Origin of the sequence: Dryocola sharpae (assembly GCF_051307055.1) — a bacterium.
Lineage (GTDB): Bacteria > Pseudomonadota > Gammaproteobacteria > Enterobacterales > Enterobacteriaceae > Dryocola.
This window is the reverse complement of the sequence record NZ_CP149994.1, coordinates 1,792,424-1,815,471: the sequence shown is the minus strand read 5'-3', so window position 1 is coordinate 1,815,471 and position 23,048 is coordinate 1,792,424. Positions and strand designations below refer to the sequence as shown.

Below are 23,048 nucleotides of genomic sequence, written 5' to 3'. Positions count from 1 at the left end.
TCAGGCCGAAGTAGAAGGAAGGAGGTTAACGATGGCCGCAGGCCAGCTATCGCCTGCGGCCCACTGGCGCATCTGGTCGATATCCGGGGCCAGCAGGCGGTCTTTTTCAAGGAAGGCCACGCGTTGGCGAATGCCGCTGAAAATCTCTTCCATCAGCGCAGAGCTGCGCAGCGGGCGGGAAAACTCTATGCCCTGCGCCGCCGCCATAGCTTCAATCCCCACCGCTGCGGCCGTGTTAAAGCACATGGAGCCCAGGCGACGCGCGGCATAGGTGGCCATCGAAACGTGATCCTCCTGGTTGGCGGACGTTGGCAGGCTGTCGACGCTGCCCGGATGGGCGAGAGATTTGTTTTCGGAAGCAAGCGCCGCCGCCGTCACCTGGGCAATCATAAAGCCTGAATTTATTCCGCCCTCTTTAACGAGGAACGGCGGCAGGCCGGAGAGGCCGGTATCGAGCAGTAAAGCGAGACGGCGTTCTGAAATCGCACCTATTTCCGCGATGGCCAGCGCGAGGATATCCGCTGCAAACGCCACCGGCTCGGCATGGAAGTTGCCGCCGGAAATGACCTCGCCCGTGTCGCTGAACACCAGCGGGTTATCGGATGCCGCATTAGCTTCCGTCTGCAATACACGCGCCGCGTGACGCATGTTATCCAGACAAGCTCCCATGACCTGAGGCACGCAGCGGATGGAGTAAGGATCCTGTACGCGTCCGCAGTGCTGATGTGAATCGACAATTTCGCTGCCTGCAAGCAGCTCGCGAACCGCTGCGGCCACGTCGATTTGTCCCCTTTGTCCGCGAGCCTCGTGAATACGGGCATCCAACGGTTTTACCGAGCCTTTGATGGCTTCAAGGGATAGCGCTCCTGCCACCAGCCCTGCGGCAAAAACTTTTTCGCCTTCAAACAGACCGCGCAGCGCAAGCGCGGTAGAAACCTGAGTGCCGTTGAGCAGCGCCAGGCCCTCCTTCGGCCCCAGCACCAGCGGCTCGACGCCCGCCTGTTTCAGTCCCTGAAGTGCGGCAATCTCCTCGCCGTGGACGCGAACATTACCTTCACCGAGCAGCATCAGCGAAAGATGCGCTAACGGCGCAAGATCGCCCGAGGCGCCTACTGAGCCTTTCTCCGGGATAACCGGCATCACGCCCGCGTTAAACAAGCGCAGCAAGCTGTCGATAACCTGGAGCCGCACGCCAGAATGCCCACGGGCCAGGCTGATTATTTTGGTCGCCATCACCAGACGCACCACGTCGTCGGGCAGCGCCTCACCCAGCCCAACGCTGTGCGACAGCACCAGGTTTCTTTGCAGCTCGGCAAGACGATCGTTGCCGATAGTGGTTTGCGCCAGTTTGCCAAAACCGGTATTAATGCCGTAAACCACGTCGCCGTGCTTAACGATGGCTTCTACCGTTTGCTGCGCGCGCTCAACGGCGGCGATAGCCTGCGGATTGAGCTCCAGCGTGACGTTACCATGATAAATATCGCGCAGCGCGGCAAGCGAGACGTGGCCCGGCGTGAGAGTACAACGCTTCTTTTGCATCGACATGTTTATATCCTGTTGGCAGCAATTCAATGAACATATAGAGTTGTATAGACAACTTACCTAATAAACCAAAAGGTACGCCAGTCGGCTGCAGGTAATTTTTACCGAACAGTGAGCAAGATCGCGCTTAACACATAAAAAATTAAGGACAAAACATGTCTGAACAACAGCCTCTGGAGCAGTTACAAGCCGCCATCAGCGATCTGCCCGCGCCTATTTATCAGCGGGTGAAGCAGGCAATAATCAGCCAGATCCGCAGCGGGGTCTGGCTGCCGCATCAGCGGGTGCCGTCAGAAACTGAGCTGGTGAGCGCGCTTAGCGTCAGCCGCATGACGATTAACCGCGCGCTGCGTGAATTAACGGGGGAAGGGTGGCTGGTACGGATGCAGGGGGTGGGGACATTTGTGGCGGAACTCAAAGGCCACACGGCCATGCTTGAGGTGCGCAGCATTGCCGAGGAGATTGCCGCGCGCGGCCACCATTACCGCAACCACATTGTGGCCTTAGAGCAGGTGGCGGCAAATGAAGATCTTGCGCGCGCCTTCTCCCTTCAGCCCGGCGAGCCGCTGTTTTATTCACAGATGGTTCATTACGATAACGATGAGGCCGTGCAGCTTGAAACGCGCTACGTTAACCCGGCGCTTGCGGCAGACTATCTCCAGCAGGATTTTCGGCTGGTTACCCCGCACCACTATTTAAGCCAGCTTGCGCCATTAACCGCCGGGGAGCATATCGTCGAAGCCGTGCTGGCAGATGAAACGCAGCAGGCGCTGCTGGAAGTCACGGCCCGGCAGCCGTGTTTGCTGGTTAAACGCCGCACCTGGCATCATTCGCAGGTGGTGACGGTGGCCCGGCTGCTCTATCCGGGCTCGCGTTATCAGCTGGTCGGCAGTTTTACCGGGCAGTGATTACAGGTAGGTGATTTCGCTAAACAGCAGCTCCCCTTCCGATTTCAACAGGCGCAGCGTGTGGCGGCCATCCTGCCACCATGCGCCCTGATCGTGCGACAAAAGCTTATTACCCAGCTGCCATTCGCCGCTCAGCACGTAAACGATGCCGCCGCGGGGCGCAAAAGTGGTGAAGGTGCGGTCGGCAACGCGCACCTTCGCCCGGCAGCGATCGCGGCGCGTCATCACGTTGAAATCCATCGACATACCGTGAGTCAGTTCAGCTTTCACCACCTGCTCACCCGCAAATGAAAACGGCTGATGCCGCTTAAGCGTATGGTGAAAGGCTTTGCCGCCGTCAAGGACCACCTCGCCTCCCTCAAGCAACGTGATTACCCGGTCGATCTGCGGAAAAGCAGAAAACTCGCCGCTGCTCGCAATTGAAGCAATACTTGCGCGCCAGTTAAAATCACGGGTTGCAGGCGGAAAGCAGCAAATCTCGCGGGTCTCCCCGGCGCCGTTGCGCCACAGGCTGACTGGCACTTTCCGAATATCGAAGAATTCCATTACTACTCCTGAAGGCTGCGCATCACCTGCGCAAATTGTGTAAAGCTACTCTCATCAAGTGGGTGCCGCCTGTCAGTTATCACCTGCCTTCCGGCAACCCACACGTCTCTTATTTGTTCTCTTTGCCCGCCAAACAGCCAGCGGTTTATCAGCGCGTAATCTTCAATATTTTTCAGCCACGCGTCGCGTTCCAGCACCAGCCAGTCAGCCCTGAAACCCGGCGCGATGATGCCCATCTGCACGCCGCACGCCTGCGATCCCCCCGCCGCGGCCTGCCGCCAGAGCACTTCTCCCACCTGCGGCAGCGCTGGCAAAACGATCCTATTGCGGCGGCGGTCTCTGAGACGCTGGCTGTATTCGAGCCAGCGCAGCTCTTCAAGCGCGTTAACCGAAACATGGCTGTCCGAGCCGATTCCCCAGCGGCCGCCCTGGGCGATAAAATCGCTGGCCGGGAAAATGCCGTCGCCGAGGTTTGCCTCGGTTGTGGGACACAGGCCCGCCACCGCGCGGCTTTCGACAATCTGCGTTACTTCATCGGCCGCCAGTTGCGTTGCGTGAACCAGGCACCAGCGATCGTCCACCGCAAAGCGGTTACAGAGCCAGTTCACCGGCCGTTCGCCGCTCCATGCGAGGCAGTCGTTGACCTCTTTCTCCTGTTCGGCGATATGGATGTGCACCGGCAGGCGATAATCGCAGGCTTCCAGCACGTCTTCCATTTGCTCCTGCGTAACGGCGCGCAGCGAGTGGAAACAGAGTCCCTGGTTAATTCGCGGGTAATGACGCAACGCCTTTTCCAGCGCGTGCTGCTGACGCAGGTAACGATCGACATCCTGAATAAAACGTTTCTGCCCGGCCTGCGGCGGCTGTGCGCCAAACCCGGCGTGGCTGTACAGCACCGGGAGCAGCGTCTGCCCAATTCCACTGTTATCGGCAGCGACAACAAGTTGCTGTAGCATCATATCGCCGCTGGCATAAGGTTTTCCATTAACGTCATGATGTAAATAGTGAAATTCTGCGACCTGCGTATAGCCGCCCTTTAGCATGTCGATATAAAGGCGCGTGGCAATCGCCCCAACCTGCTCCGGGGTAAGCTTTTGCACCATGCGGTACATCAGATCGCGCCACGTCCAGAAGCTGTCCTGCGGATTGCCCGCGACTTCGGTCAGGCCAGCCATTGCTCGCTGAAAGGCGTGTGAATGTAAATTTACCATCGAAGGAATGACCACGCCGGGCAGCAGCGTTGCCCCTTCCGCAGAGGCTCCGGCATCGATATGGGTGATGATTCCCTGCTCGTTGACGGTAATACGCACATTATGCCCCCAGCCCTGGGGAAGCATCGCACTCGGTGCAAAATAAGCCGGCATAGTTTCGGTTCCTTCTTTTAATGGTGACAATGATTTAGCGATAAATTCACGCCGACGCAAAACAAATTTATCCCCGCCCGCAACGGGTGCGAAAAATTTGTGTGGCATGCGACAATTTGCTGCAACAAAACGGCCAATATGAGCGGCGCCTGTTGATGAATTTAGCATGCTGTGCCAGGTTGTTTGTCATTGTCTATACAACTGAGGCAGAGAATGTCATGTCCTCCCCTGTTTCCTGCGATAGCCTCTGGAGCGGTGCCACCTTCGTCACCATGAAAGAGGGGCGCTATCATGCCATTGAGCATGGCGCCATTGCCGTACAGCACGGCAAAATAATCTGGTTGGGCCCGAAAGACGCCATGCCGGAGATGATCGCCGCTGAACATCACCATTTTGACGGCGGAATCGTGATGCCGGGCTTTATCGACTGCCACACCCACCTGGTGTTCGGCGGCGACCGCAGCGCCGAGTTTGAAAAACGGCTTAACGGCGTGAGCTACGCGCAGATAGCGGCCCAGGGTGGCGGTATAATCTCAACCGTGCGCGCCACCAGAACGGCAAGCGAGGATGAATTACTTGCCGGCGCCCGCCGACGCCTTAGCCATTTGCTGGCTGAAGGCGTGACAACGGTTGAAATAAAATCCGGCTACGGCCTGGATATCGATAACGAAATCAAAATGCTGCGGGTGATCCGCAAGCTTGGCGAGCAGGAGCCGGTAGACGTGTATGCCACCTGTCTTGCGGCCCACGCGATACCGCCTGAATTTAACGGTGACGGCGATGCGTGGGTTGAGGTGGTTTGTGAGCAGCTGTTGCCCCGCGTCGCGCAGGAAAAGCTTGCCGATGCCGTAGATGCTTTTTGTGAGCATCTGGCTTTTAACCCTCCACAAACCGCAAAGGTTTTTGCCGCTGCGCGCGATCTTGGCCTGCCGGTAAAACTTCATGCCGAGCAGCTTTCCCCGCTCGCGGGCAGCAGCCTCGCCGCGAGTTTTAGCGCGCTTTCCGCCGATCATCTTGAGTACGCAACGGACGAAGACGCCAGGGCGATGGCCGAAGGCAACACGACGGCCGTGCTGTTACCGGGCGCTTTCTATCTGCTGCGAGAGAAGCAGCGTCCGCCGGTGGAGGCGTTTCGTAAATATGGCGTGCCGATGGCCGTCGCAAGCGACGCTAATCCCGGCACCTCGCCCGCCCTGTCGCTACGCCTGATGTTGAATATGGCCTGTACGCTGTTTGGCTTAACGCCTGAAGAAGCGCTGGCTGGCGTAACGCTCCATGCAGCACGGGCTCTCGGTATTCAGGCCAGCCACGGCAGTCTTGAACCAGGCAAGGCCGCAAACTTTGTGCACTGGCCCGTGGCTCGCCCTGCCGAGCTGGTCTACTGGCTGGGGGGACAATTGCCATGCACCGTCATTTATCAGGGGGTCAGACGTGAAAGCAGCTTATGAATTTACGCCAGGGAAACTGCCGCTTCTGGTGAGTATCCCGCACGCCGGTACAGCGCTGACGCCCGAAGTTGAAGCCGGGCTGAGCGACGCCGCGCGCCCTTTGCCGGATACCGACTGGCATATCCCAAAGCTGTATGACTTTGTCCATGCCCTTGGCGCCAGCGTGCTGGTGGGCAACTATTCCCGCATGGTTATCGATCTTAACCGTCCGGCGGACGACAAACCGCTCTACGCCACGGCCACCACGGGTCTGTATCCGGATACGCTTTTTGACGGCACGCCAACGTTTCTGCCGGGAAAAACGCCTTCCGCGCAGCAGCGCCAATGGGCTCTGGAGAACGTCTGGCACCCTTATCATCAGCGGTTGCAGGCGGAGCTGGAACGCCTGAAAGCCGAACATGGTTACGCGCTGCTGTTTGACGCGCATTCCATCGCAAGCCTTATCCCTCGGCTGTTTGAAGGCAAGCTGCCCGATTTAAATCTGGGCACCAACGGCGGTCGCAGTTGCGATGCGCTGACTGAAGAGCATCTGGTGGCGTGTATGGCAAGCCAGCAGCAGTTTAGCTGGGTCGCCAACGGGCGTTTTAAGGGCGGCTATATTACACGAGCCTACGGCAACCCGGCCCGGGGCGTGCACGCCGTGCAGCTGGAGCTGGCCCAGTGCAACTATATGGACGAAGAAGCGCCGTTCGGCTGGCGGGAGGATCGGGCGGCGCGGCTACAGCCGTTGTTAGAGCAGCTTATTCGCGCCATGCTGGCGAGCGCTCAGCAGATTGCATAAAGAAAACCGCCGGTCCTGTCCACAGCGACTGCGCTATTGTGGACAGGACCGGCGGTCTTAAGTCAGACGATCGGTTATTCCTGATCTGCAGGAGGCATTTTACCTTCATGCGTCGGGCGTTCTGTCAGACGCTTCTCAAAATCGGCATTAAACTGTTTTTTCTGCTCCGGCGTCAGAATGTTGTAGATCTTGTTCTGCGTTTCCATGTGGGCCAGCATACGCGCTTTGTTCTGCTCGGCCATTTTATCTACCTGAGCCTGCGCTTTCGCCTTGTCGAAGCTGTCGCTGGCGATAATGCTGTGCGCCGCACGACGTTCGTCTAAGGATGGACGTTCCATTTTACCGCGCTGCTCTTTCATGATGTCGCGCACCTGCTGTTTCTGCGCATCGGTCAGATTCAGGTTCTTAAACATCATGTCGTGATGCCCGCCACGTGGACCTTTGTGATGCATCATTGGCGCGTCAGTTTTTGCCGCGGTGGTGGTCGTTGCATCTGCCGCATGCGCCAGGTTTGCCGCGCCCAGAGCCAGAGTTGAAGCGACAAAGAGAGCTGTTAGTTTACGCATAATATTATCCTTCATTTAATTTGGTTCTTTTCACGACTGGTTTGCCGTGTTGACGAGACTGAGTTTACGGGGACTATCGTCAAGGAGTCGGTCGTATTGGTAAAGCATTGAAAGTGTAAAAAACACTATTGCGTCAATTATGAAGAAAATAAGGATTAAGGCGCATTTAATTGCAACAGAATATAACAACTAGCTGATTTTAAAGAAATTATGGAGGAAGTGTATAGCAATACGGAAGCATAATAAAGCAGCAAGTTAAGATTAATCTGTAGATAACTGAAAGGCGGCGATAATTTATTAGCTTCCCTGCGGAAGCTAACGGTAATTAAATTTCGCGCAGCATTAATCCGGCCCGTAATCCTGGCGCCACATTCGGGTTAGGGAATAAAACAAACTCTTTATCCTCTTTAACCACGTAGCGCGTGTCGCCATCTTCCGCGAGCAAAGTGTCCTTCGGAAAGGCGGTGAAGTTTTGCGTTTGCGCGCCCATGTGCAGCACAAAAGATTCGGTATGGCGGGTGATTTGTTGCGCCACCTCATAACGCAGCGGCTTGCCTTCAGCCACAGGCACCTCCCCCCCGATTAGTAGCGCATTCAACGCCTGTTTCGTCACCTCAAACTGGCTGAGATCGTTCTCCCCGAACGGCTGCGCCTTCCCCAGCTCCAGCGTGCAGCTTAGCGCCGTAAAATGCTCGCTGCTGAAATGGCTGAACGTCCCGCCCGGCTTTCTATGGAACACCAGCGCCTGAAGCCCGGCGCAGCCGAGCCACGCCAGAAACGCCTCGTCATAAGGTAAAGGACGCGCAGGCAGCACGCCGAAACGAGGATGATACGAGCTACGAATTGCGGTATGCATATCGAGATGCCAGAGGATAGTTTCATCCCCCTGCGACCAGAACAGCTCCAGCGCATGCTCCAGACGGCAGGCTCGCTGCGTTTCGATACTCTCCGGGAACTGCTGCCAGCGCCCGCCAAACATACGGTTCATGTCGCTGTGCATAAAGCGCCTGTTGCTGCGCAAAGCGGCAGGATTGCCGAGGATCACCAGCAGGCGCCACTGTAGCGCCAGCTTGCCCGCCAGCAGATCGTCTATAAGCTGGGCGAGGATTTCTACCGGCGCGGTTTCGTTGCCATGAATACCGGCCGACAGCACCAGCGCCTTTGCCACGGGCTGATGCGGCGTAAGCGTTAAGATGCCTTCATCGCACCACTGCCAGTGCAGATGGGCATTTTTACCTTCGGTTTGCGTTGGCGCTTTCCCCGCGAGGGTCTGCGCCAGAAAATCCAGCATTGTGCCTCCTGTCAGCACTGAAACGGATAAACAGACCCTAAGTCTAGTATACGGGTCAGCTCATCGAGCGCTTCTCTTCCTTCGCGCAGTAATAACGGATCGGCTAAATCAGCCTGCGTCAGGCGGTCACGATACCAGCGATCCACCCAGCCATTGAGCGTTGCAAACAGCGCGTCATTCATCATAACCGCTGGATTAACCGCCTGCTCTTCCAGCTCGGTAAGCACCACGCGCAGACGCAGGCAGGCCGGACCGCCGCCGTTCGCCATACTTTCGCGCAGATCGAATACCTTCAGTTCGCTAATCGGATTGCTGGCTTCCAGCAGTTCGTTAAGGTAGCGCCACACGCCTTCATGCTGACGCGCCTCTTCCGGAAGAATAAGCATCATGCTGCCGTCGTCACGGCTGAGCAGCTGGCTGTTAAACAGGTAGGTCGAAACGGCATCCGCAACCGAAACCCGACTCGTCGGAACTTCAAGCGCCATAAAGCCCGGCACTTTCTCGCTTAAGGTTTTATAAAGCTCGTGCTGATGTAAAAACGCCTGTTCGTGGCAGAACAACACCTGGCGATTCGATACCGCAATAACATCGTTGTGGAAAACGCCCTGGTCGATAACCGCCGGATTCTGCTGCGCGTAAACAACCAGCTCAGGATTAACCTGATTCAGCCGCGCCACGGCCTGGCTTGCCTCCAGCGTCTGACGGGCCGGATAGCGCGCCGGAATCAGTCCCGCTTTCGCCTCTTCGCGGCCATAAACGAACAGCTGCACCGACGGGCTGCCATACGCGCCGCCGAGGCGGTTATGGTTTGCCGCCCCCTCATCGCCAAACATCGCCACCTGCGGCAGCGCGCCATGCACGGAAAAGTATTCTTCGTTGCGGAAAATGGCATGCAGCAGGCTTTCGGTAGTCGGCGCCTCGCATGCCCGGTGGAATTTGCTGTTCAGGTTTGCCGCCGTCAGATGCACTTTGCCGTCCAGGCTGTCCGCCGAGGGCGACACGGTGGCGGCATTTGCTACCCACATGGAAGAAGCCGAGCTGGCTGCGGAAAGCAGCTGCGGAGCCTGTTTTGCGGCCCGTTCAACAACCTGCGCGTCGCTGCCGGTAAAACCAAGCTGGCGCAGCACCGGCACGTTTGGCCGCTCCTGCGGCGCAATCACGCCCTGTGGAAAGCCTGCATCCGCCAGCGCCTTCATTTTCAGCAGCCCCTGCTTAGCGGCCAGTTTCGGATTTGAAACGCGATACCGGTGCGTAGTGGAGGCTTCGTTGCCGAAGGAGAGCCCGGCGTAATGGTGGGTTAACCCCACCAGGCCATCAAAATTGACTTCGCGGGCTTTCATGCTTGTTCCTCACGGCTAAAATCCAGCCCGGGACTGAGCGTTTCCGGCAGCGCGAAGGCCGGGCTTTCCAGCGTCGCCATCGGCCAGGCGCAGTAGTCTGCCGCATACCATGCGCTAGCGCGATGGTTGCCCGAGGCGCCCACGCCGCCAAACGGCGCGGTGCTGGCGGCGCCCGTCAGGGGTTTATTCCAGTTAACGATGCCCGCGCGCGCTTCCAGCAGCAGCTGGTCGAACTGCTCACGGTCAGGAGAAATCAACCCGCTCGCCAGCCCGAATCGCGTGTTATTCGCCATGCGGATAGCATCGTCAAAACTGTCATAGCGCCAGACCGCCAGCAGCGGGCCAAAGACCTCTTCATCCGGCACGTTTGCCACGCCGGTCAGCTCAACGATGCCCGGCGTCAGCAAAGACGTGCCTTTCTCAACCAGCTCAGGCTCCAGTAACGCTTTGCCGCCGCGAGCCAGATGTTCCTGCCAGGCGGTAAGCACGCGTTCTGCGGCCTGCGCCGAAATCAGCCCGCCCATAAACGGCTGAGGCGCTGCATCCCAGGCTCCCGGCTTCAGGCGTGAAGCCACTTCCACCAGCCGCCGCAGAAACGCATCGCCCCGCTCGCCTTTTTTCACCAGCAGACGACGGGCGCAGGTACAGCGCTGCCCGGCGGTGATAAACGCGGACTGGATAGCCAGGTGCACCGCGCCGTCAATGTCCTGCGGATCTTCCACGATCAGCGGGTTATTGCCGCCCATTTCCAGCGCGAGGATTTTCTCCGGCTGCCCGGCCAGCTGGCGATGCAGCTGGTAGCCGGTATTTGCGCTACCGGTAAACAGCAGGCCGTCGAGATCGGCTTGTTGCGCCAGCGCCTGGCCGGTTTCACGCCCGCCCTGCACCAGATTCAGCACGCCCGGCGGCACGCCCGCCTCTTCCCACAGCTTCATCACCAGCTCGCCTGTGCGGGGCGTCAGTTCGCTGGGTTTGAAGATAATAGCGTTGCCCGCCAGCAGGGCGGGAACGATATGGCCGTTTGGCAAATGCCCCGGCAGGTTATAAGGCCCAAATACCGCGAGCACGCCGTGAGGACGATGACGCAAAGTCGCCGCGCCGTCCGGCATTGCGGTATGCGTTTCGCCGGTCCGCGTATGGTACGCCTTTACTGAAATGGCGATTTTGTTGATCATCGCACCGGCTTCCGTCGCCGCCTCCCAGCGCGGCTTGCCCGTTTCCCGGGCAATCGTGCTGGCGATTTCATCTTTATTAGCTTCGAGCAAACGAGCGAACTGTTCGACAATAGCCTGGCGCTCAGCAAAGGTTTTTTTCGCCCACGCAGGAAATGCCGCGCGCGCGGCGGCGCAGGCGGCGGAAACCTGTTCGCTGCTTGCGGCCATCCCTTCCCAGAGCAGATCGCCCTTCACCGGATTGTGTTTGTGCATCAGTTCGCCGCGGCCGGCGGTCCATGTTCCATTAATCCACTGGGTCATACTTTTTTCTCCTCCGGGTACAGGCGTACCAGACGCACTTTGTCACCGGCGCTGCATTTCAGGGCGTCCGCGGTGGCTGCGTCAATAATCAGGCGATCGCCTTCTGGGTTAGCTTTAACCAGCAGCGAACGGAAACTTTCATACTTTTCATTGGCTACCAGGCAAACCGGCAGCTCATCGGTAGCGGGCTGACCGATGACCACTTCCGCAAGGCGGCTCTTGCGGATCGCCCGCACCCTGTCGATATCGCACTCAAGCGTCGGGCCGCCGTCGAAAATATCGACGTAGTTACGGTAGCGGAATCCTTCAGCCTCCAGCACGGCGCGGGCAGGCGCGGTTTGCGGATGCACCTGGCCGATAACCGCCTGCGCTTCCGGGGACAGGAAATCGGTATAAATAGGATGCTTAGGCATCAGCTCGGCGATAAAGGCTTTCTGCCCGGTGCCGCACAGGTAGTCCGCGCGGCTGAATTCCATCGAGAAGAAGCGGCTGCCGAGGCTTTCCCAGAAAGGCGAATGACCGTGCTCATCGATTACCCCGCGCATTTCGGCCACCACTTTTTCATTAAAGCGCTCGCGGAAGGCCGCCATAAACATAAAGCGCGACTTTGAAAGCAGGTAGCCGTTGCCCTCTTTGCGCCAGTCGGCATCAAGGAATAGCGTGCAAAGCTCGCTGCTGCCCGTGTGATCGTTGCTGAGGAACAGAGTCGGCAGGGCGTTATAGATGTTCAGCTCTTTAGAAGCGTGCACCAGCGTGCCAAAGCGGTAGTTGTACCAGGGATCGTTCAGGCCAACGGCGACCTCAATGGCGCAGATACCCACCACTTTGCCGCTGGCAGAATCTTCGAGCACAAAAACATAGCCCTGGTCGCCCTTCGGCAGGCCGCCCTCCCAGGTTTTTATCGAGCGATCGATGCGTTCTGCCAGCGTCTTTTCGTCGGCGGGCAGCGAGGTCAGCCCGCCGCCCGTTTTCCCCGCCATCGCCAGCAGCCCGCTCAAATCGCCGCGCTCAACCGGGCGGATCAGCATCATGATTTTTCTCCGGCAAGAAAGCGTTCGCAGGCGCGCTCAAAACGATCCAGTCCTTTTTGCACATCGGCCTCGCTGACAATCAGCGACGGCGCGAAGCGGACCACGCTGGCGCCGGCGATCAGGATCATTACCCCTTCCTGCGCGGCGGCCTGCAGAATAAGTTTAGCCTTCCCGGCATACTCCTGTTGCAGCGCACAGCCGATTAACAGCCCCAGGCCGCGCACTTCGCTAAACAGCTGATGCTTCTGATTGATGTTGTTCAGCCGCTCCACAAACCACTGATGGCGCTGCTTCACGCCGTTAAGCACTTCGGGTGTGTTAATCAGCTCCATGACGCGGCCGGCAACGGCGCCCGCCAGCGGATTGCCGCCGTAGGTTGTGCCGTGTGTCCCGACTACCATTACGCTTGAGAATTTATCCGTCGTCAGCATGGCGCCAATCGGGAAGCCGCCGCCCAGCGCTTTTGCCGTGGAGAGCACGTCCGGCGTGATGCCGTAATGCATGTAGGCATACAGCGAACCGGTGCGGCCAACGCCCGTCTGGACTTCATCAAAGATCAGCACCGCGTTGTGGCGGTCGCACAGCTCACGCAAACCCTGCAGGAAAGTTGGGTCGGCAGGCACCACGCCGCCTTCGCCCTGCATCGGCTCGACGATCACCGCGCAGGTGTTGTCATTGATTAATTCGCTGGCGGACTGCAGATCGTTATAAACGGCATGGCTGATTTGCGGCGGCAGCGGCGCAAAGTCCTGCGAGTAAGCTGGCTGTCCGCCCGCGGATACGGTAAACAGCGTGCGGCCATGAAACGCATTTTTGAAGGCGACGATGCCGCTTTTCTGCGGCCCGAAATTATCATGCGCATATTTTCGGGCCAGCTTCAGGGCCGCCTCGTTCGCTTCCGCGCCCGAGTTGCAGAAGAAAACTTTATCGGCAAAGGTGGCATCGATAAGCTGTTTTGCCAGCCGTAAAATCGGCTCGTTAGTGTAGCCGTTGCCGGTATGCCAGAACTTAGCCGCCTGGGTTTCCAGCGCGTTGCGCAAATCCGGATTCGCATGGCCGAGCGCGTTTACCGCAATCCCGCCTGCAAAATCGATGTAATCCTTACCCTGTTGATCCCACAAAGTGGAACCCTCGCCGCGTACCGGAATAAAAGCCGCAGGGGCATAAACGGGCATCATCCATTCATCGAAATTCTGGCGTGTTATTGACTGCTGCATAGCGACCTCATCCGGTAAATAAAAAGTAATGTAAATGTTAAATAATTTAGTGTTTGCGCTGGTAAATGTAGATTGCACCCTTCGTGCCAGCCAGAGATAAAAATGCATAACGGGAGAGTGAAAACGGAAAATCAATGAGTTAGCTACCGTTGCTATGCAGTTAAAGTGAATAATAAGTGCATAGTTTTACGAACCAGGCTGGTTCGCGGCATGAAAACAAGAAATATTATGCAGGTATAAAATATAATGCTGGATTTGTGATCGCCCCCGAGATTTGCTAGCCGTTTTTGCACCACAGCGGCGCGGCATGTGCATTTTTGGTGCGGATATTGCTCTCTTTAAGGTCCTGCCAGCGCCGCCATGCCGTCATAATCGTTAGATGGCGCTGCGCTTATCTAACCTACAACGGATTCACAGGGCGGGTAAGCAACGCGCCGCCCGCTAAAAATGTTGCATCTTCCCCCTACCGCAAATCACACAACCGCAGCATTTATCAACGTTTTCTGCTACCATCCCGCCACCCTGATTTGTCACCACGGCAGCGATCCATGAAATTTGTCTCTTTTAATATCAACGGCCTGCGCGCCCGCCCGCACCAGCTTGAAGCCATTGTCGAACAGCACCAGCCGGATGTTATCGGCCTGCAGGAAACCAAAGTGCATGACGACATGTTCCCGCTGGAGGATGTCGCGAAGCTCGGCTACAACGTCTTCTATCACGGACAGAAAGGCCATTATGGCGTGGCGCTGCTGACCAAAGAGACGCCGGTTGCCGTGCGTCGCGGCTTTCCCGGCGACGATGAAGAAGCTCAGCGGCGGATCATCATGGCGGAAATCCCTTCCCCGCTCGGCAACCTGACGGTCATCAACGGCTACTTCCCGCAGGGGGAAAGCCGGGATCACCCAACCAAATTCCCGGCGAAGGCGAAGTTTTATCAGGATTTGCAGGACTACCTTGATAGCGCGCTGCATAAAGACAACCCGGTGCTGATTATGGGCGATGTGAATATCAGCCCGACGGATCTGGACATCGGCATCGGCGAAGAGAGCCGCAAGCGCTGGCTGCGCACCGGCAAATGCTCCTTCCTGCCGGAAGAGCGCGAGTGGATGGGCCGCCTGATCAACTGGGGGCTGGTGGATACCTTCCGCCACGCCAACCCGGAAACGCAGGACAAATTCTCGTGGTTCGACTACCGCTCCAGAGGTTTTGATGACAACCGCGGCCTGCGTATCGATCTGCTGCTGGCAAGCAAACCGCTGGCGGAGCGCTGCATCGCAACGGGCATCGATTACGACATTCGCGGCATGGAAAAGCCGTCCGACCACGCGCCGGTCTGGGCGCAGTTTAAGCTTTAAAGCCGGCCTGCCGGCGCGAACGGAACATAATGATAAAAACCCTTGATGTCGTGGCGGCGATTATCGAGCGCGACGGAAAAATTCTGCTGGCGCAAAGGCCGGAAGGCGGCGATCAGGCGGGGCTGTGGGAATTTCCCGGCGGCAAGGTGGAGCGCGGAGAATCGCAGCCGGCGGCGCTGATACGTGAGCTTAAGGAAGAGCTGGGAATTGGAGCTGAAGTAGGTGTTTACGTTGCCAGCCACCAGCGGGAAATATCAGGAAGGGTTATTCATCTGCATGCCTGGCACGTTCCGTCTTTTCGCGGTGAGCTGACGGCATACTGCCACAGCGGGCTGGTGTGGTGCTCTCCCGCCGAAGCGTTTGCGTATGCCCTCGCTCCGGCGGATATTCCTCTGCTTGAGGCCTTTATGGCCTTACCCGGCGCCAGACCAGCGGATTAGTGCCCAGCGTTTTTTCATCGCGCTGGCATTGTAAAAGGATGCCGCCGTCTGCTTTCACCACGGCGCCTTCCGAGTAATTTTGATCCTGGTAGATACAGCACTGACTGCAGGGCGCGACACGCTGCCCCTGAGTGCTGAACGCTTCCGGCGGCACAGAAACATCCACCTCAGGCTGGTGGCGTTGCGCCATCCCCGGCAGGCTCACCATCAGCGTCACGGCGGCGGCGAGCAGGCTTTTTCTTAGCATCGCTATTTCCCTCTTTTTTTGCCCACTGTTTACGGGGCTTTTTATGGTCGTCCGGCGCCTTAATTCCCTTAAAGGCATGACGAACCGGCGTGGTCCTTGCCTGGTGAATCAGCTCATGGAGCGTGGCCACCAGCGGCTGCATGAAATCCTGATACCGGCACTGCTTTTCGCTGATTTGCGTCAGCGTCGATTCCCAGTGCGCCGTCATATCGGGTCTTGCGGCCAGCTCCGGCAGGGAGTGAATCAGCGCCCTTCCGGCATCCGTAGAGATAATATAGCGTCCTTTTTTCACCAGGAAGCTACGTTTGAAGAGCAGTTCGATGATCCCCGCGCGCGTCGCTTCCGTACCCAGACCGTCCGTTGCGCGCAGGATCTTTTTCAGATCTTTATCCTGCACAAAGCGGGCGATGCCGGTCATCGCGGAAAGCAGCGTCGCATCGGTAAAATGGCGCGGCGGCTGGGTTTGCCGCTCCACCACTTCGCCTCTCTCGCACAGAAGCTCATCGCCTTTCGCCACCACCGGCAGCGGCGTGCCGTCGTTCTCTTCGTCGCGCTCTTTACTGCCAAGCAGCGTGCGCCAGCCCGCTTCGGCCAGGAAACGCGCTTTGGCGTTAAATTTGCCGCCTGCGATATCCAGATCGATAGTGCATTTGCGGAACACCGCATCGGCACAGAACTGCATCAGATATTGCCGGGCGACAAGGTTGTAAACTTTCGCTTCGTTTTCCGAAAGCGAGACGGATGCGCTGCGCGCGGTCGGGATAATCGCGTGGTGGGCGTCCACTTTTTTATCGTCCCAGCAGCGGTTGCGGATATCGGTGTTCACCGCCGGCTGCGGCAGTAAATCCGGCTGATGAACGCTGATGGCGTTCAGTACCGCATGGCGTCCGGCGTAATGTTCTTCCGGTAAATAGCGGCAGTCGGAACGCGGATAGGTAATCAGCTTGTGGGTTTCATACAGCTTCTGGCAGATATCCAGCACGTTCTGGGCGCTGAGGCCGAAGCGTTTTGCCGCCTCAATCTGCAAACTGGAGAGCGAGAACGGCAGCGGTGCGATCTCTGATTCCCGTTTATCGTTATAGGCGGTAACGACGGCAGGCTGCCCGGCAATCCGGTTGACCACATGTTCAGCAAGCGGACGATGCAGCAGGCGCCCTTCTTCATCCTGATAAGGTTCGCAGGACTCGCTCGGTATCCAGGTAGCGACAAAGCGCTCGTCGGCCGGCGTAACGATATGCGCCTTGACCTCGAAAAAGTCTTTCGCCACGAAGTTGTCGATCTCTTCATCACGGCGCACCACCAGCCCTAATACCGGCGTCTGCACGCGGCCAACGGACAGCACGCCCTGATAGCCTGCATTACGCCCAAGAATGGTATAGGCGCGGGTCATGTTGATGCCGTAGAGCCAGTCCGCGCGGGCACGCGCCAGGGCCGAAACGCAAAGCGGAATGAATTCGCTGTTGGCGCGCAGGCGTGAAATCGCCCGCTCAACGGCCTGCGGGTTGAGATCGTTAATCAGGCAGCGCTGCACCTGCTGACGTTTTTCCGGCGCCAGCTGCAGATAGTCCAGCACTTCATCCACCAGCAGCTGCCCTTCGCGGTCCGGGTCGCCCGCGTGCACCACTTCGCTGGCCTGCGAGAGCAGCTTTTTGATGGCGTTAAGCTGTTTGGTGACGGAGGGGCGCGGCTGCAGCTGCCACTTTTCCGGCACGATAGGCAGGTCGGCAAGGTTCCAGCGCGCATAGCGCCCGTCATAGGCGTCCGGCTGCGCCTGCTCCAGCAGGTGGCCGATACACCAGGTCACGACCTGGCCGTTGCCGCATTCGATAAAGCCATCTCCTCTACGATGCGGCTTAGGCAGCACGTCGGCGATGGCGCGGGCGAGGCTCGGTTTTTCCGCAATAAACAGCCGCATAAGATCAGCGGATCTCGATCATCGGTCGGCCTGCGCGGGCGGTTTTCAGCTCGCCGATGGCAGTCAGCTTAATGCCATTTTTTTCCGCGATAGCCGCCACGTCCTGTTCTGCCTCGGTACGCACGGCCAGCAGCAGGCCGCCGGAGGTTTGCGGATCGCACAAAAGATCGCGGTATGCAGCAGGCATTTCACCTATCAGATGCCCGTAGCTGGCGAAGTTGCGCCCTGTGCCGCCCGGCACGCAGCCTTTGGCGATATACTCTTCCACATCCGGCAGCTTAGGAATTTTATCGAACCAGACTTCTGCCTGCACGCCTGCGCCCTGACACATTTCGCTCAGGTGCCCCAGCAGGCCAAAACCGGTGACGTCCGTCATCGCGGTGACGCCTTCGATTTCAGCAAATTCCGCTCCGGGCTTGTTGAGCTGACACATAACGTCGGCCGCCAGGCCAAAATGTTCGGGTTTCAGAAGAGATTTTTTCTCGGCGGTGGTCAGCACGCCAATGCCAAGCGGCTTGGTGAGATAGAGTTTGCAGCCTGGCTGCGCCGAGCTGTTTTTCTTCACGCGCTCTGTCGGCACGATGCCGGTGACCGCGAGGCCGAAGATCGGTTCCGGCGCGTCGATGGAATGGCCGCCCGCAAGAGCAATGCCCGCCTGCTGACAGACAAAGCGCCCGCCTTCAATCACTTTACGGGCGATTTCAGGCGCCAGCATGTTGATGGGCCAGCCAAGAATAGCAATCGCCATAATCGGTTTGCCGCCCATGGCATAGATATCGCTGATGGCGTTGGTTGCCGCGATGCGCCCGAAGTCGAACGGATCGTCAACGATAGGCATGAAGAAGTCCGTGGTGCTGACCACGCAGGTGCCGTTGCCCAGATCGTAAACCGCCGCGTCATCGCTGGTTTCGTTCCCTACCAGCAGGTTTGGATCGACAAACTTCGCCTGCTCAGAATGCAGGATGGTTTGCAGCACTTTCGGGGAAATTTTACAGCCGCAGCCGGCGCCGTGGCTGTACTGCGTTAAACGAACGGTTTGCTCACTCATGGACAACTCCTGTCATTGGGCTTTCAGGGCTCTATGGTAGCGCTCAAACGACAGGGTGATAAGTCTGCGTGTCTGAATTGCGCTGCTTTCGCTCACAATCCAGACAGCTTTGCGGCGTTTGTTCAGAAATGACGCACAAATGGCGTGGTGTCGGGCACCGTTATGGTGGTAGAGGCTTTCAGCTGCGGCGTGCCCAGATAGAGGAAACCGACTACCTCATCCTGTTCGCGGCAGTGAAGCGCTTCGCGCACGGCTTCGCTTTCGGTCCAGATACCGCTACGCCAGATGCCGTTAAACCCTTGCGCAACGGCCGCCATCTGCATGGCCATGACCGCGCAACCCGCTGAAACCACCTGTTCCCAGACCGGAACCTTATGATCGTCATCGCAATACGCTACCACAGCGATAATCATAGGCGCGCGGAACGGGGCGCTGCGCGCTTTCTCAATACCCTTTTCGTCCAGCGCTTCGGCTATCGCGGCCTGTTCCAGCACTTTGCTGAATCGCTCGCGTCCTTCACCTTCAATAACGATGAAGCGCCAGGGCTGCAAAGCGCCGTGATCCGGCGCGCGCATGCCGGCACGGAAAATGTTTTCCAGCGCCTCGCCGGTCGGGGCGGGATCGGCTAGCCGTGAAGCGCTGCGGCGGTTAAGTACCAGGTCGAGTGCATCCATTTGATAACTCCTGTAATGATTTTTATTCTCAAAATTAACACAGCATGAGGTTTTGTTACAGCACAGGGCCGATTTCCTGCTGACTTTTGCCCTGGGGCTATTTAGGATAGCGGACACTTTCGCTGTGGTTTCGTACGGCAGCTTGCGATTTTAACGGTTACGGAGAAGAGATGCGTACCATTGGGCGATTTATTGCCGGTTTTTTTAAGTGGACCTGGCGTGGGCTTAATTTTATTCGAGAATTCATTCTCAATCTGTTCCTGATCCTGCTGATTCTGGTGGGCGTGGGGATCTGGCTGCAGGTCAGCAATAGCTCTTCTGAGCCTGCCCGGGGCGCGCTGCTGCTGGATATTACCGGCGTCGTCGTGGATAAGCCGTCGGTGAGCAACAAGCTCGGCGTGATTGGCCGCCAGCTTTTAGGCGCCAGCTCCGACCGCCTGCAGGAAAACTCCCTGTTTGACGTCGTCAACGCGATTCGCCAGGCGAAAGAGGACCGTAATATCACCGGCATCGTGCTGGATCTGAAAGAGTTCGCCGGGGCCGATCAGCCTTCCATGCAGTACATCGGCAAAGCGCTGCGTGAATTCCGCGACAGCGGCAAGCCGGTTTACGCCGCCGGCGACAGCTATAATCAGGGGCAGTATTACCTCGCAAGCTTTGCCAATAAAATCTGGCTTTCTCCGCAGGGAATGGTGGATCTGCACGGCTTCGCCACCAACTCGCTCTATTACAAGACCTTGCTTGATAAGCTGAAGGTTTCCACCCATATCTTCCGCGTCGGCACCTATAAATCCGCCGTTGAGCCGTTTATTCGCGACGACATGTCGCCTGCCGCGCGTGAAGCGGACAGCCGCTGGATTGGCGAGCTGTGGCAAAACTATACCGGCACTATCGCCGCGAACCGTGAAATCACCCCGCAGCAGGTATTCCCGGGCGCGCAGGCATTGCTTGATAATCTGCAAAAATTAGGCGGTGATACCGCGCAGTACGCGCTGGACAACAAACTGGTTGATGAACTGGCCACCAGCGCCACGGTTGATAAAGCGCTTATCAAGCAGTTTGGCTGGAGCAAAGAGAACAAAGACTTCAGCTATACCAGCATGTACGATTATCAGCTGAAGAAAGCGCCTGAAAAAGGCGGCGCTATTGCGGTGATCTTCGCAAACGGCGCCATCATGGACGGCGAGGAGACGCCTGGACAAGTGGGCGGCGATACCACCGCCATGCAAATCCGCGAGGCGCGCCTGGACGCGAAAGTGAAAGCCATTATCCTGCGGGTGAACAGCCCAGGCGGCAGCGTAACGGCCTCTGAAACTATTCGCGAGGAGCTGGCGGCCGCGAAGGCGGCGGGCAAACCGATCGTCGTTTCAATGGGCGGCATGGCGGCATCCGGCGGCTACTGGATCTCTACCCCGGCAAACTATATCGTCGCCAGCCCGAGCACGCTTACGGGCTCGATAGGCATCTTCGGGGTTATCAACACCGTTGAGAACTCGCTGGATTACCTGGGCGTGCATACCGATGGCGTTGCTACTTCGCCTCTGGCGGACGTTGCCGTGACGAAAGCGCTGCCGCCGGAAGTCCAGCAGATGATGCAGCTGACCATCGAAAACGGCTACAAGCGCTTTATCACGCTGGTTGCCGGGTCCCGTAAAAAGACGCCAGAGCAGATTGATCGGATCGCGCAGGGCCATGTCTGGACCGGCCAGGACGCCAAAGCCAATGGCCTGGTGGACAGCCTGGGCGATTTCGACGATGCGGTGGCAAAAGCGGCCGCGCTTGCGAAGCTTTCAAGCTGGCACCTTAATTTCTGGCAGGATGAACCGGGCTTTATCGACATGGTGTTTAACAGCATGAGCGGCTCCGTACGCGCCATGCTGCCAGAAGCCCTGCAGGCTTATCTGCCGGCGCCTCTGGCCGATGCGGCGCTGGCGGTGAAAGCGCAAAACGATAAGTTCGGCACGATGAACGATCCGCAAAGCCGTTACGCCTTCTGCCTGACCTGCGGCGACGTGCGTTAAACGCTCCTTCAGCCCGGCACCCGCCGGGCTGATTTTTTTGCCCCGCGCCACTATACTGCCCCCCATTACGTAAAAAGCTTCAGGCTCACACATGCAAAAGAAATCCATCTACGTTGCCTACACCGGCGGCACCATCGGTATGCAGCGTTCTGAACAGGGTTACATTCCGGTTTCCGGCCACCTGCAGCGCCAGCTGGCCCTGATGCCCGAATTCCATCGCCAGGAGATGCCGGACTTTACCATCCACGAATATCAGCCGCTGATGGACTCGTCGGACATGACGCCGGAAGACTGGCAGCACATCGCCGATGACATCAAGGCGCACTACGATGAGTACGACGGTTTTGTCATTCTGCACGGCACGGATACCATGGCGTTCACCGCCTCGGCGCTGTCGTTTATGCTGGAAAACCTCAGCAAACCGGTCATTGTCACGGGTTCGCAAATCCCCCTTGCCGAGCTGCGTTCCGACGGGCAAATCAACCTGCTGAACTCGCTGTATGTGGCGGCGAACTTCCCGATCAACGAAGTCACCCTGTTTTTCAATAATCGTCTGTATCGCGGTAACCGCACCACCAAAGCCCATGCCGACGGCTTTGATGCTTTCGCCTCGCCTAACCTGCCGCCGCTGCTCGAGGCGGGCATTCATATTCGTCGCCTGAACACCCCGGTCGCGCCGCAGGGCGAAGGGGAGCTTATCGTTCATCCGATTACGCCGCAGCCGATTGGCGTGGTGACAATTTATCCGGGCATCTCTGCTAACGTTATTGGTAACTTCCTGCGCCAGCCGGTTAAGGCGCTGATCCTTCGTTCATACGGCGTGGGTAACGCGCCGCAGCATGGGGCATTTCTTCAGGAGCTGCAGGAAGCCTGCCTGCGGGGCATTGTGGTGGTGAACCTCACCCAGTGTATGTCCGGAAAAGTGAACATGGGCGGCTACGCTACCGGTAACGCCCTGGCTCAGGCTGGCGTTATCAGCGGCTATGATATGACGGTGGAGGCAACCCTGACTAAACTGCACTATCTGCTAAGCCAGGGTCTGGATGCGCAGGCCATCCGCGAAGCGATGTCGCGTAATCTGCGCGGTGAGTTAACGCCCGATGAGTAAGGAGAGCTAATGACTAAACGTGCATTATTACTGGTCGATTTGCAGAACGACTTCTGCGCCGGCGGCGCGCTGGCCGTGCCGGAAGGCGACAGCACGATTGATGTGGCAAACGAGCTGATTACCCGCTGTAAAGCTCGTGACGAGGCAATCGTTGCCTCTCAGGACTGGCATCCCGCTAATCACGGCAGCTTCGCCAGCGTGCAGGTTACCGAGCCTTATACCCAGGGCGAGCTCGATGGTTTACCTCAAACCTGGTGGCCCGTTCACTGCGTGCAAAATACCGAAGGCGCCGCCCTGCATCCTTTGCTCAACGTTAAAGCTATCGACGCCGTGTTTCATAAAGGCGAAAACCCCGCTATCGACAGCTACAGCGCATTTTTTGATAACGGTCATCGCCAGAAAACCGGTCTGGACGCGTGGCTGCGCGAACGCGGTATAACAGAATTGATCGTGCTGGGCCTTGCCACCGATTACTGCGTAAAGTTTACCGTGCTGGACGCCCTGAAATTAGGTTACGGTGTCACGGTTATTACCGACGGCTGCCGTGGCGTTAATATCGAGCCGCAGGACAGCCTGCTGGCTTTCCAGGATATGTCAGCGGCGGGTGCCGTGCTGATGACGCTTGCCGATTTTTCCTGTCAGTAACCTTCAGGGCGCCCGCGCCCTGCTTCTTTTTCGATTCCGCTCTCATTTTGAACCTTATTCGCTCGCCCTTCTTTGAGAGCGCTCTC

The 23,048-nt window shown here is 57.9% G+C and carries 21 protein-coding genes; 8 read left to right on the top strand and 13 right to left on the bottom strand.

Annotated features, from left to right (window positions below):
• On the bottom strand, positions 1-1,545 hold the full coding sequence (gene hutH / locus WLO31_RS08705; protein WP_435930051.1) for a histidine ammonia-lyase: 1,545 nt from the start codon (positions 1,543-1,545) through the stop codon (positions 1-3).
• Positions 1,546-1,697: 152 nt separating this feature from the next.
• Between hutH and hutC the strand changes: the two genes are divergently transcribed.
• The gene (gene hutC / locus WLO31_RS08700; protein ID WP_435930050.1) at positions 1,698-2,450 is read left to right on the top strand and encodes a histidine utilization repressor; all 753 of its coding nucleotides are present in this window, start codon (positions 1,698-1,700) and stop codon (positions 2,448-2,450) included.
• On the opposite strand, the gene ves is transcribed toward hutC, so the two are convergent.
• Entirely contained in the window at positions 2,451-2,996 is a 546-nt protein-coding gene (gene ves / locus WLO31_RS08695; RefSeq protein WP_435930049.1) for an environmental stress-induced protein Ves, read from the bottom strand.
• Positions 2,997-2,998: 2 nt separating this feature from the next.
• Positions 2,999-4,360: a formimidoylglutamate deiminase gene (locus tag WLO31_RS08690; protein ID WP_435930048.1), complete on the bottom strand. Its 1,362-nt coding sequence runs from the start codon at positions 4,358-4,360 to the stop codon at positions 2,999-3,001.
• A gap of 218 nt (positions 4,361-4,578) precedes the next feature.
• On the opposite strand from WLO31_RS08690, the gene hutI reads away from it, so the two are divergent.
• Complete coding sequence (hutI, locus tag WLO31_RS08685) at positions 4,579-5,808, top strand: imidazolonepropionase (protein ID WP_435930047.1); 1,230 nt, start codon at positions 4,579-4,581, stop codon at positions 5,806-5,808.
• A complete protein-coding gene (hutG, locus tag WLO31_RS08680; protein ID WP_435930046.1) occupies positions 5,792-6,589 on the top strand; it encodes an N-formylglutamate deformylase in 798 nt (265 codons plus the stop codon). The genes hutI and hutG overlap by 17 nt, the downstream gene beginning before the upstream one ends.
• A gap of 74 nt (positions 6,590-6,663) precedes the next feature.
• Here hutG and spy read toward each other — a convergent pair whose 3' ends face one another.
• The 6 genes from spy to WLO31_RS08650 form a co-directional block, all read right to left on the bottom strand.
• Positions 6,664-7,155, bottom strand: a complete 492-nt coding sequence (gene spy, locus WLO31_RS08675) for an ATP-independent periplasmic protein-refolding chaperone Spy (protein WP_435930045.1) — start codon at positions 7,153-7,155, stop codon at positions 6,664-6,666.
• A gap of 325 nt (positions 7,156-7,480) precedes the next feature.
• Entirely contained in the window at positions 7,481-8,446 is a 966-nt protein-coding gene (astE, locus tag WLO31_RS08670) for a succinylglutamate desuccinylase (RefSeq protein ID WP_435930044.1), read from the bottom strand.
• An 11-nt stretch (positions 8,447-8,457) separates the two neighbouring features.
• Positions 8,458-9,786 (bottom strand): N-succinylarginine dihydrolase, encoded by a 1,329-nt coding sequence (astB, locus tag WLO31_RS08665; protein ID WP_435930043.1) that lies wholly within the window; start codon positions 9,784-9,786, stop codon positions 8,458-8,460.
• Positions 9,783-11,261 (bottom strand): succinylglutamate-semialdehyde dehydrogenase, encoded by a 1,479-nt coding sequence (gene astD / locus WLO31_RS08660; RefSeq protein WP_435930042.1) that lies wholly within the window; start codon positions 11,259-11,261, stop codon positions 9,783-9,785. The genes astB and astD overlap by 4 nt, the downstream gene beginning before the upstream one ends.
• Positions 11,258-12,292 carry an arginine N-succinyltransferase gene (gene astA, locus WLO31_RS08655; protein ID WP_435930041.1) on the bottom strand — a complete coding sequence of 345 codons (1,035 nt, stop codon included), beginning with the start codon at positions 12,290-12,292 and terminating at the stop codon, positions 11,258-11,260. The genes astD and astA overlap by 4 nt, the downstream gene beginning before the upstream one ends.
• Positions 12,289-13,509, bottom strand: a complete 1,221-nt coding sequence (locus WLO31_RS08650) for an aspartate aminotransferase family protein (protein ID WP_435930040.1) — start codon at positions 13,507-13,509, stop codon at positions 12,289-12,291. The genes astA and WLO31_RS08650 overlap by 4 nt, the downstream gene beginning before the upstream one ends.
• A 548-nt stretch (positions 13,510-14,057) precedes the next feature.
• Here WLO31_RS08650 and xthA point away from each other — a divergent pair.
• Positions 14,058-14,864 (top strand): exodeoxyribonuclease III, encoded by an 807-nt coding sequence (gene xthA, locus WLO31_RS08645; protein ID WP_435930039.1) that lies wholly within the window; start codon positions 14,058-14,060, stop codon positions 14,862-14,864.
• 29 nt (positions 14,865-14,893) lie between these two features.
• Positions 14,894-15,304 carry a pyrimidine (deoxy)nucleoside triphosphate diphosphatase gene (locus tag WLO31_RS08640; RefSeq protein WP_435930038.1) on the top strand — a complete coding sequence of 137 codons (411 nt, stop codon included), beginning with the start codon at positions 14,894-14,896 and terminating at the stop codon, positions 15,302-15,304.
• Here the strand turns inward: WLO31_RS08640 and WLO31_RS08635 are convergent.
• The 4 genes from WLO31_RS08635 to WLO31_RS08620 form a co-directional block, all read right to left on the bottom strand.
• On the bottom strand, positions 15,270-15,512 hold the full coding sequence (locus WLO31_RS08635; protein WP_435930563.1) for a DUF1496 domain-containing protein: 243 nt from the start codon (positions 15,510-15,512) through the stop codon (positions 15,270-15,272). The two genes, WLO31_RS08640 and WLO31_RS08635, sit on opposite strands and share 35 nt — an antisense overlap.
• Positions 15,472-17,466: a DNA topoisomerase III gene (locus tag WLO31_RS08630; RefSeq protein ID WP_435930037.1), complete on the bottom strand. Its 1,995-nt coding sequence runs from the start codon at positions 17,464-17,466 to the stop codon at positions 15,472-15,474. Before WLO31_RS08630 ends, WLO31_RS08635 begins: the two co-directional genes overlap by 41 nt.
• A gap of 4 nt (positions 17,467-17,470) precedes the next feature.
• A complete protein-coding gene (gene selD, locus WLO31_RS08625; RefSeq protein ID WP_435930036.1) occupies positions 17,471-18,514 on the bottom strand; it encodes a selenide, water dikinase SelD in 1,044 nt (347 codons plus the stop codon).
• A gap of 122 nt (positions 18,515-18,636) precedes the next feature.
• Positions 18,637-19,188 carry an NAD(P)H nitroreductase gene (locus tag WLO31_RS08620; RefSeq protein WP_435930035.1) on the bottom strand — a complete coding sequence of 184 codons (552 nt, stop codon included), beginning with the start codon at positions 19,186-19,188 and terminating at the stop codon, positions 18,637-18,639.
• A gap of 170 nt (positions 19,189-19,358) precedes the next feature.
• Here WLO31_RS08620 and sppA point away from each other — a divergent pair, with 170 nt between their 5' ends.
• The 3 genes from sppA (at position 19,359) to pncA (ending at position 22,962) form a co-directional block, all read left to right on the top strand.
• Positions 19,359-21,209, top strand: a complete 1,851-nt coding sequence (gene sppA / locus WLO31_RS08615; protein WP_435930034.1) for a signal peptide peptidase SppA — start codon at positions 19,359-19,361, stop codon at positions 21,207-21,209.
• 91 nt (positions 21,210-21,300) lie between these two features.
• The gene (ansA, locus tag WLO31_RS08610; protein WP_435930033.1) at positions 21,301-22,317 is read left to right on the top strand and encodes an asparaginase; all 1,017 of its coding nucleotides are present in this window, start codon (positions 21,301-21,303) and stop codon (positions 22,315-22,317) included.
• Positions 22,318-22,326: 9 nt separating this feature from the next.
• Complete coding sequence (pncA, locus tag WLO31_RS08605; protein WP_435930032.1) at positions 22,327-22,962, top strand: bifunctional nicotinamidase/pyrazinamidase; 636 nt, start codon at positions 22,327-22,329, stop codon at positions 22,960-22,962.
• The last annotated feature ends 86 nt before the right edge of the window (positions 22,963-23,048 follow it).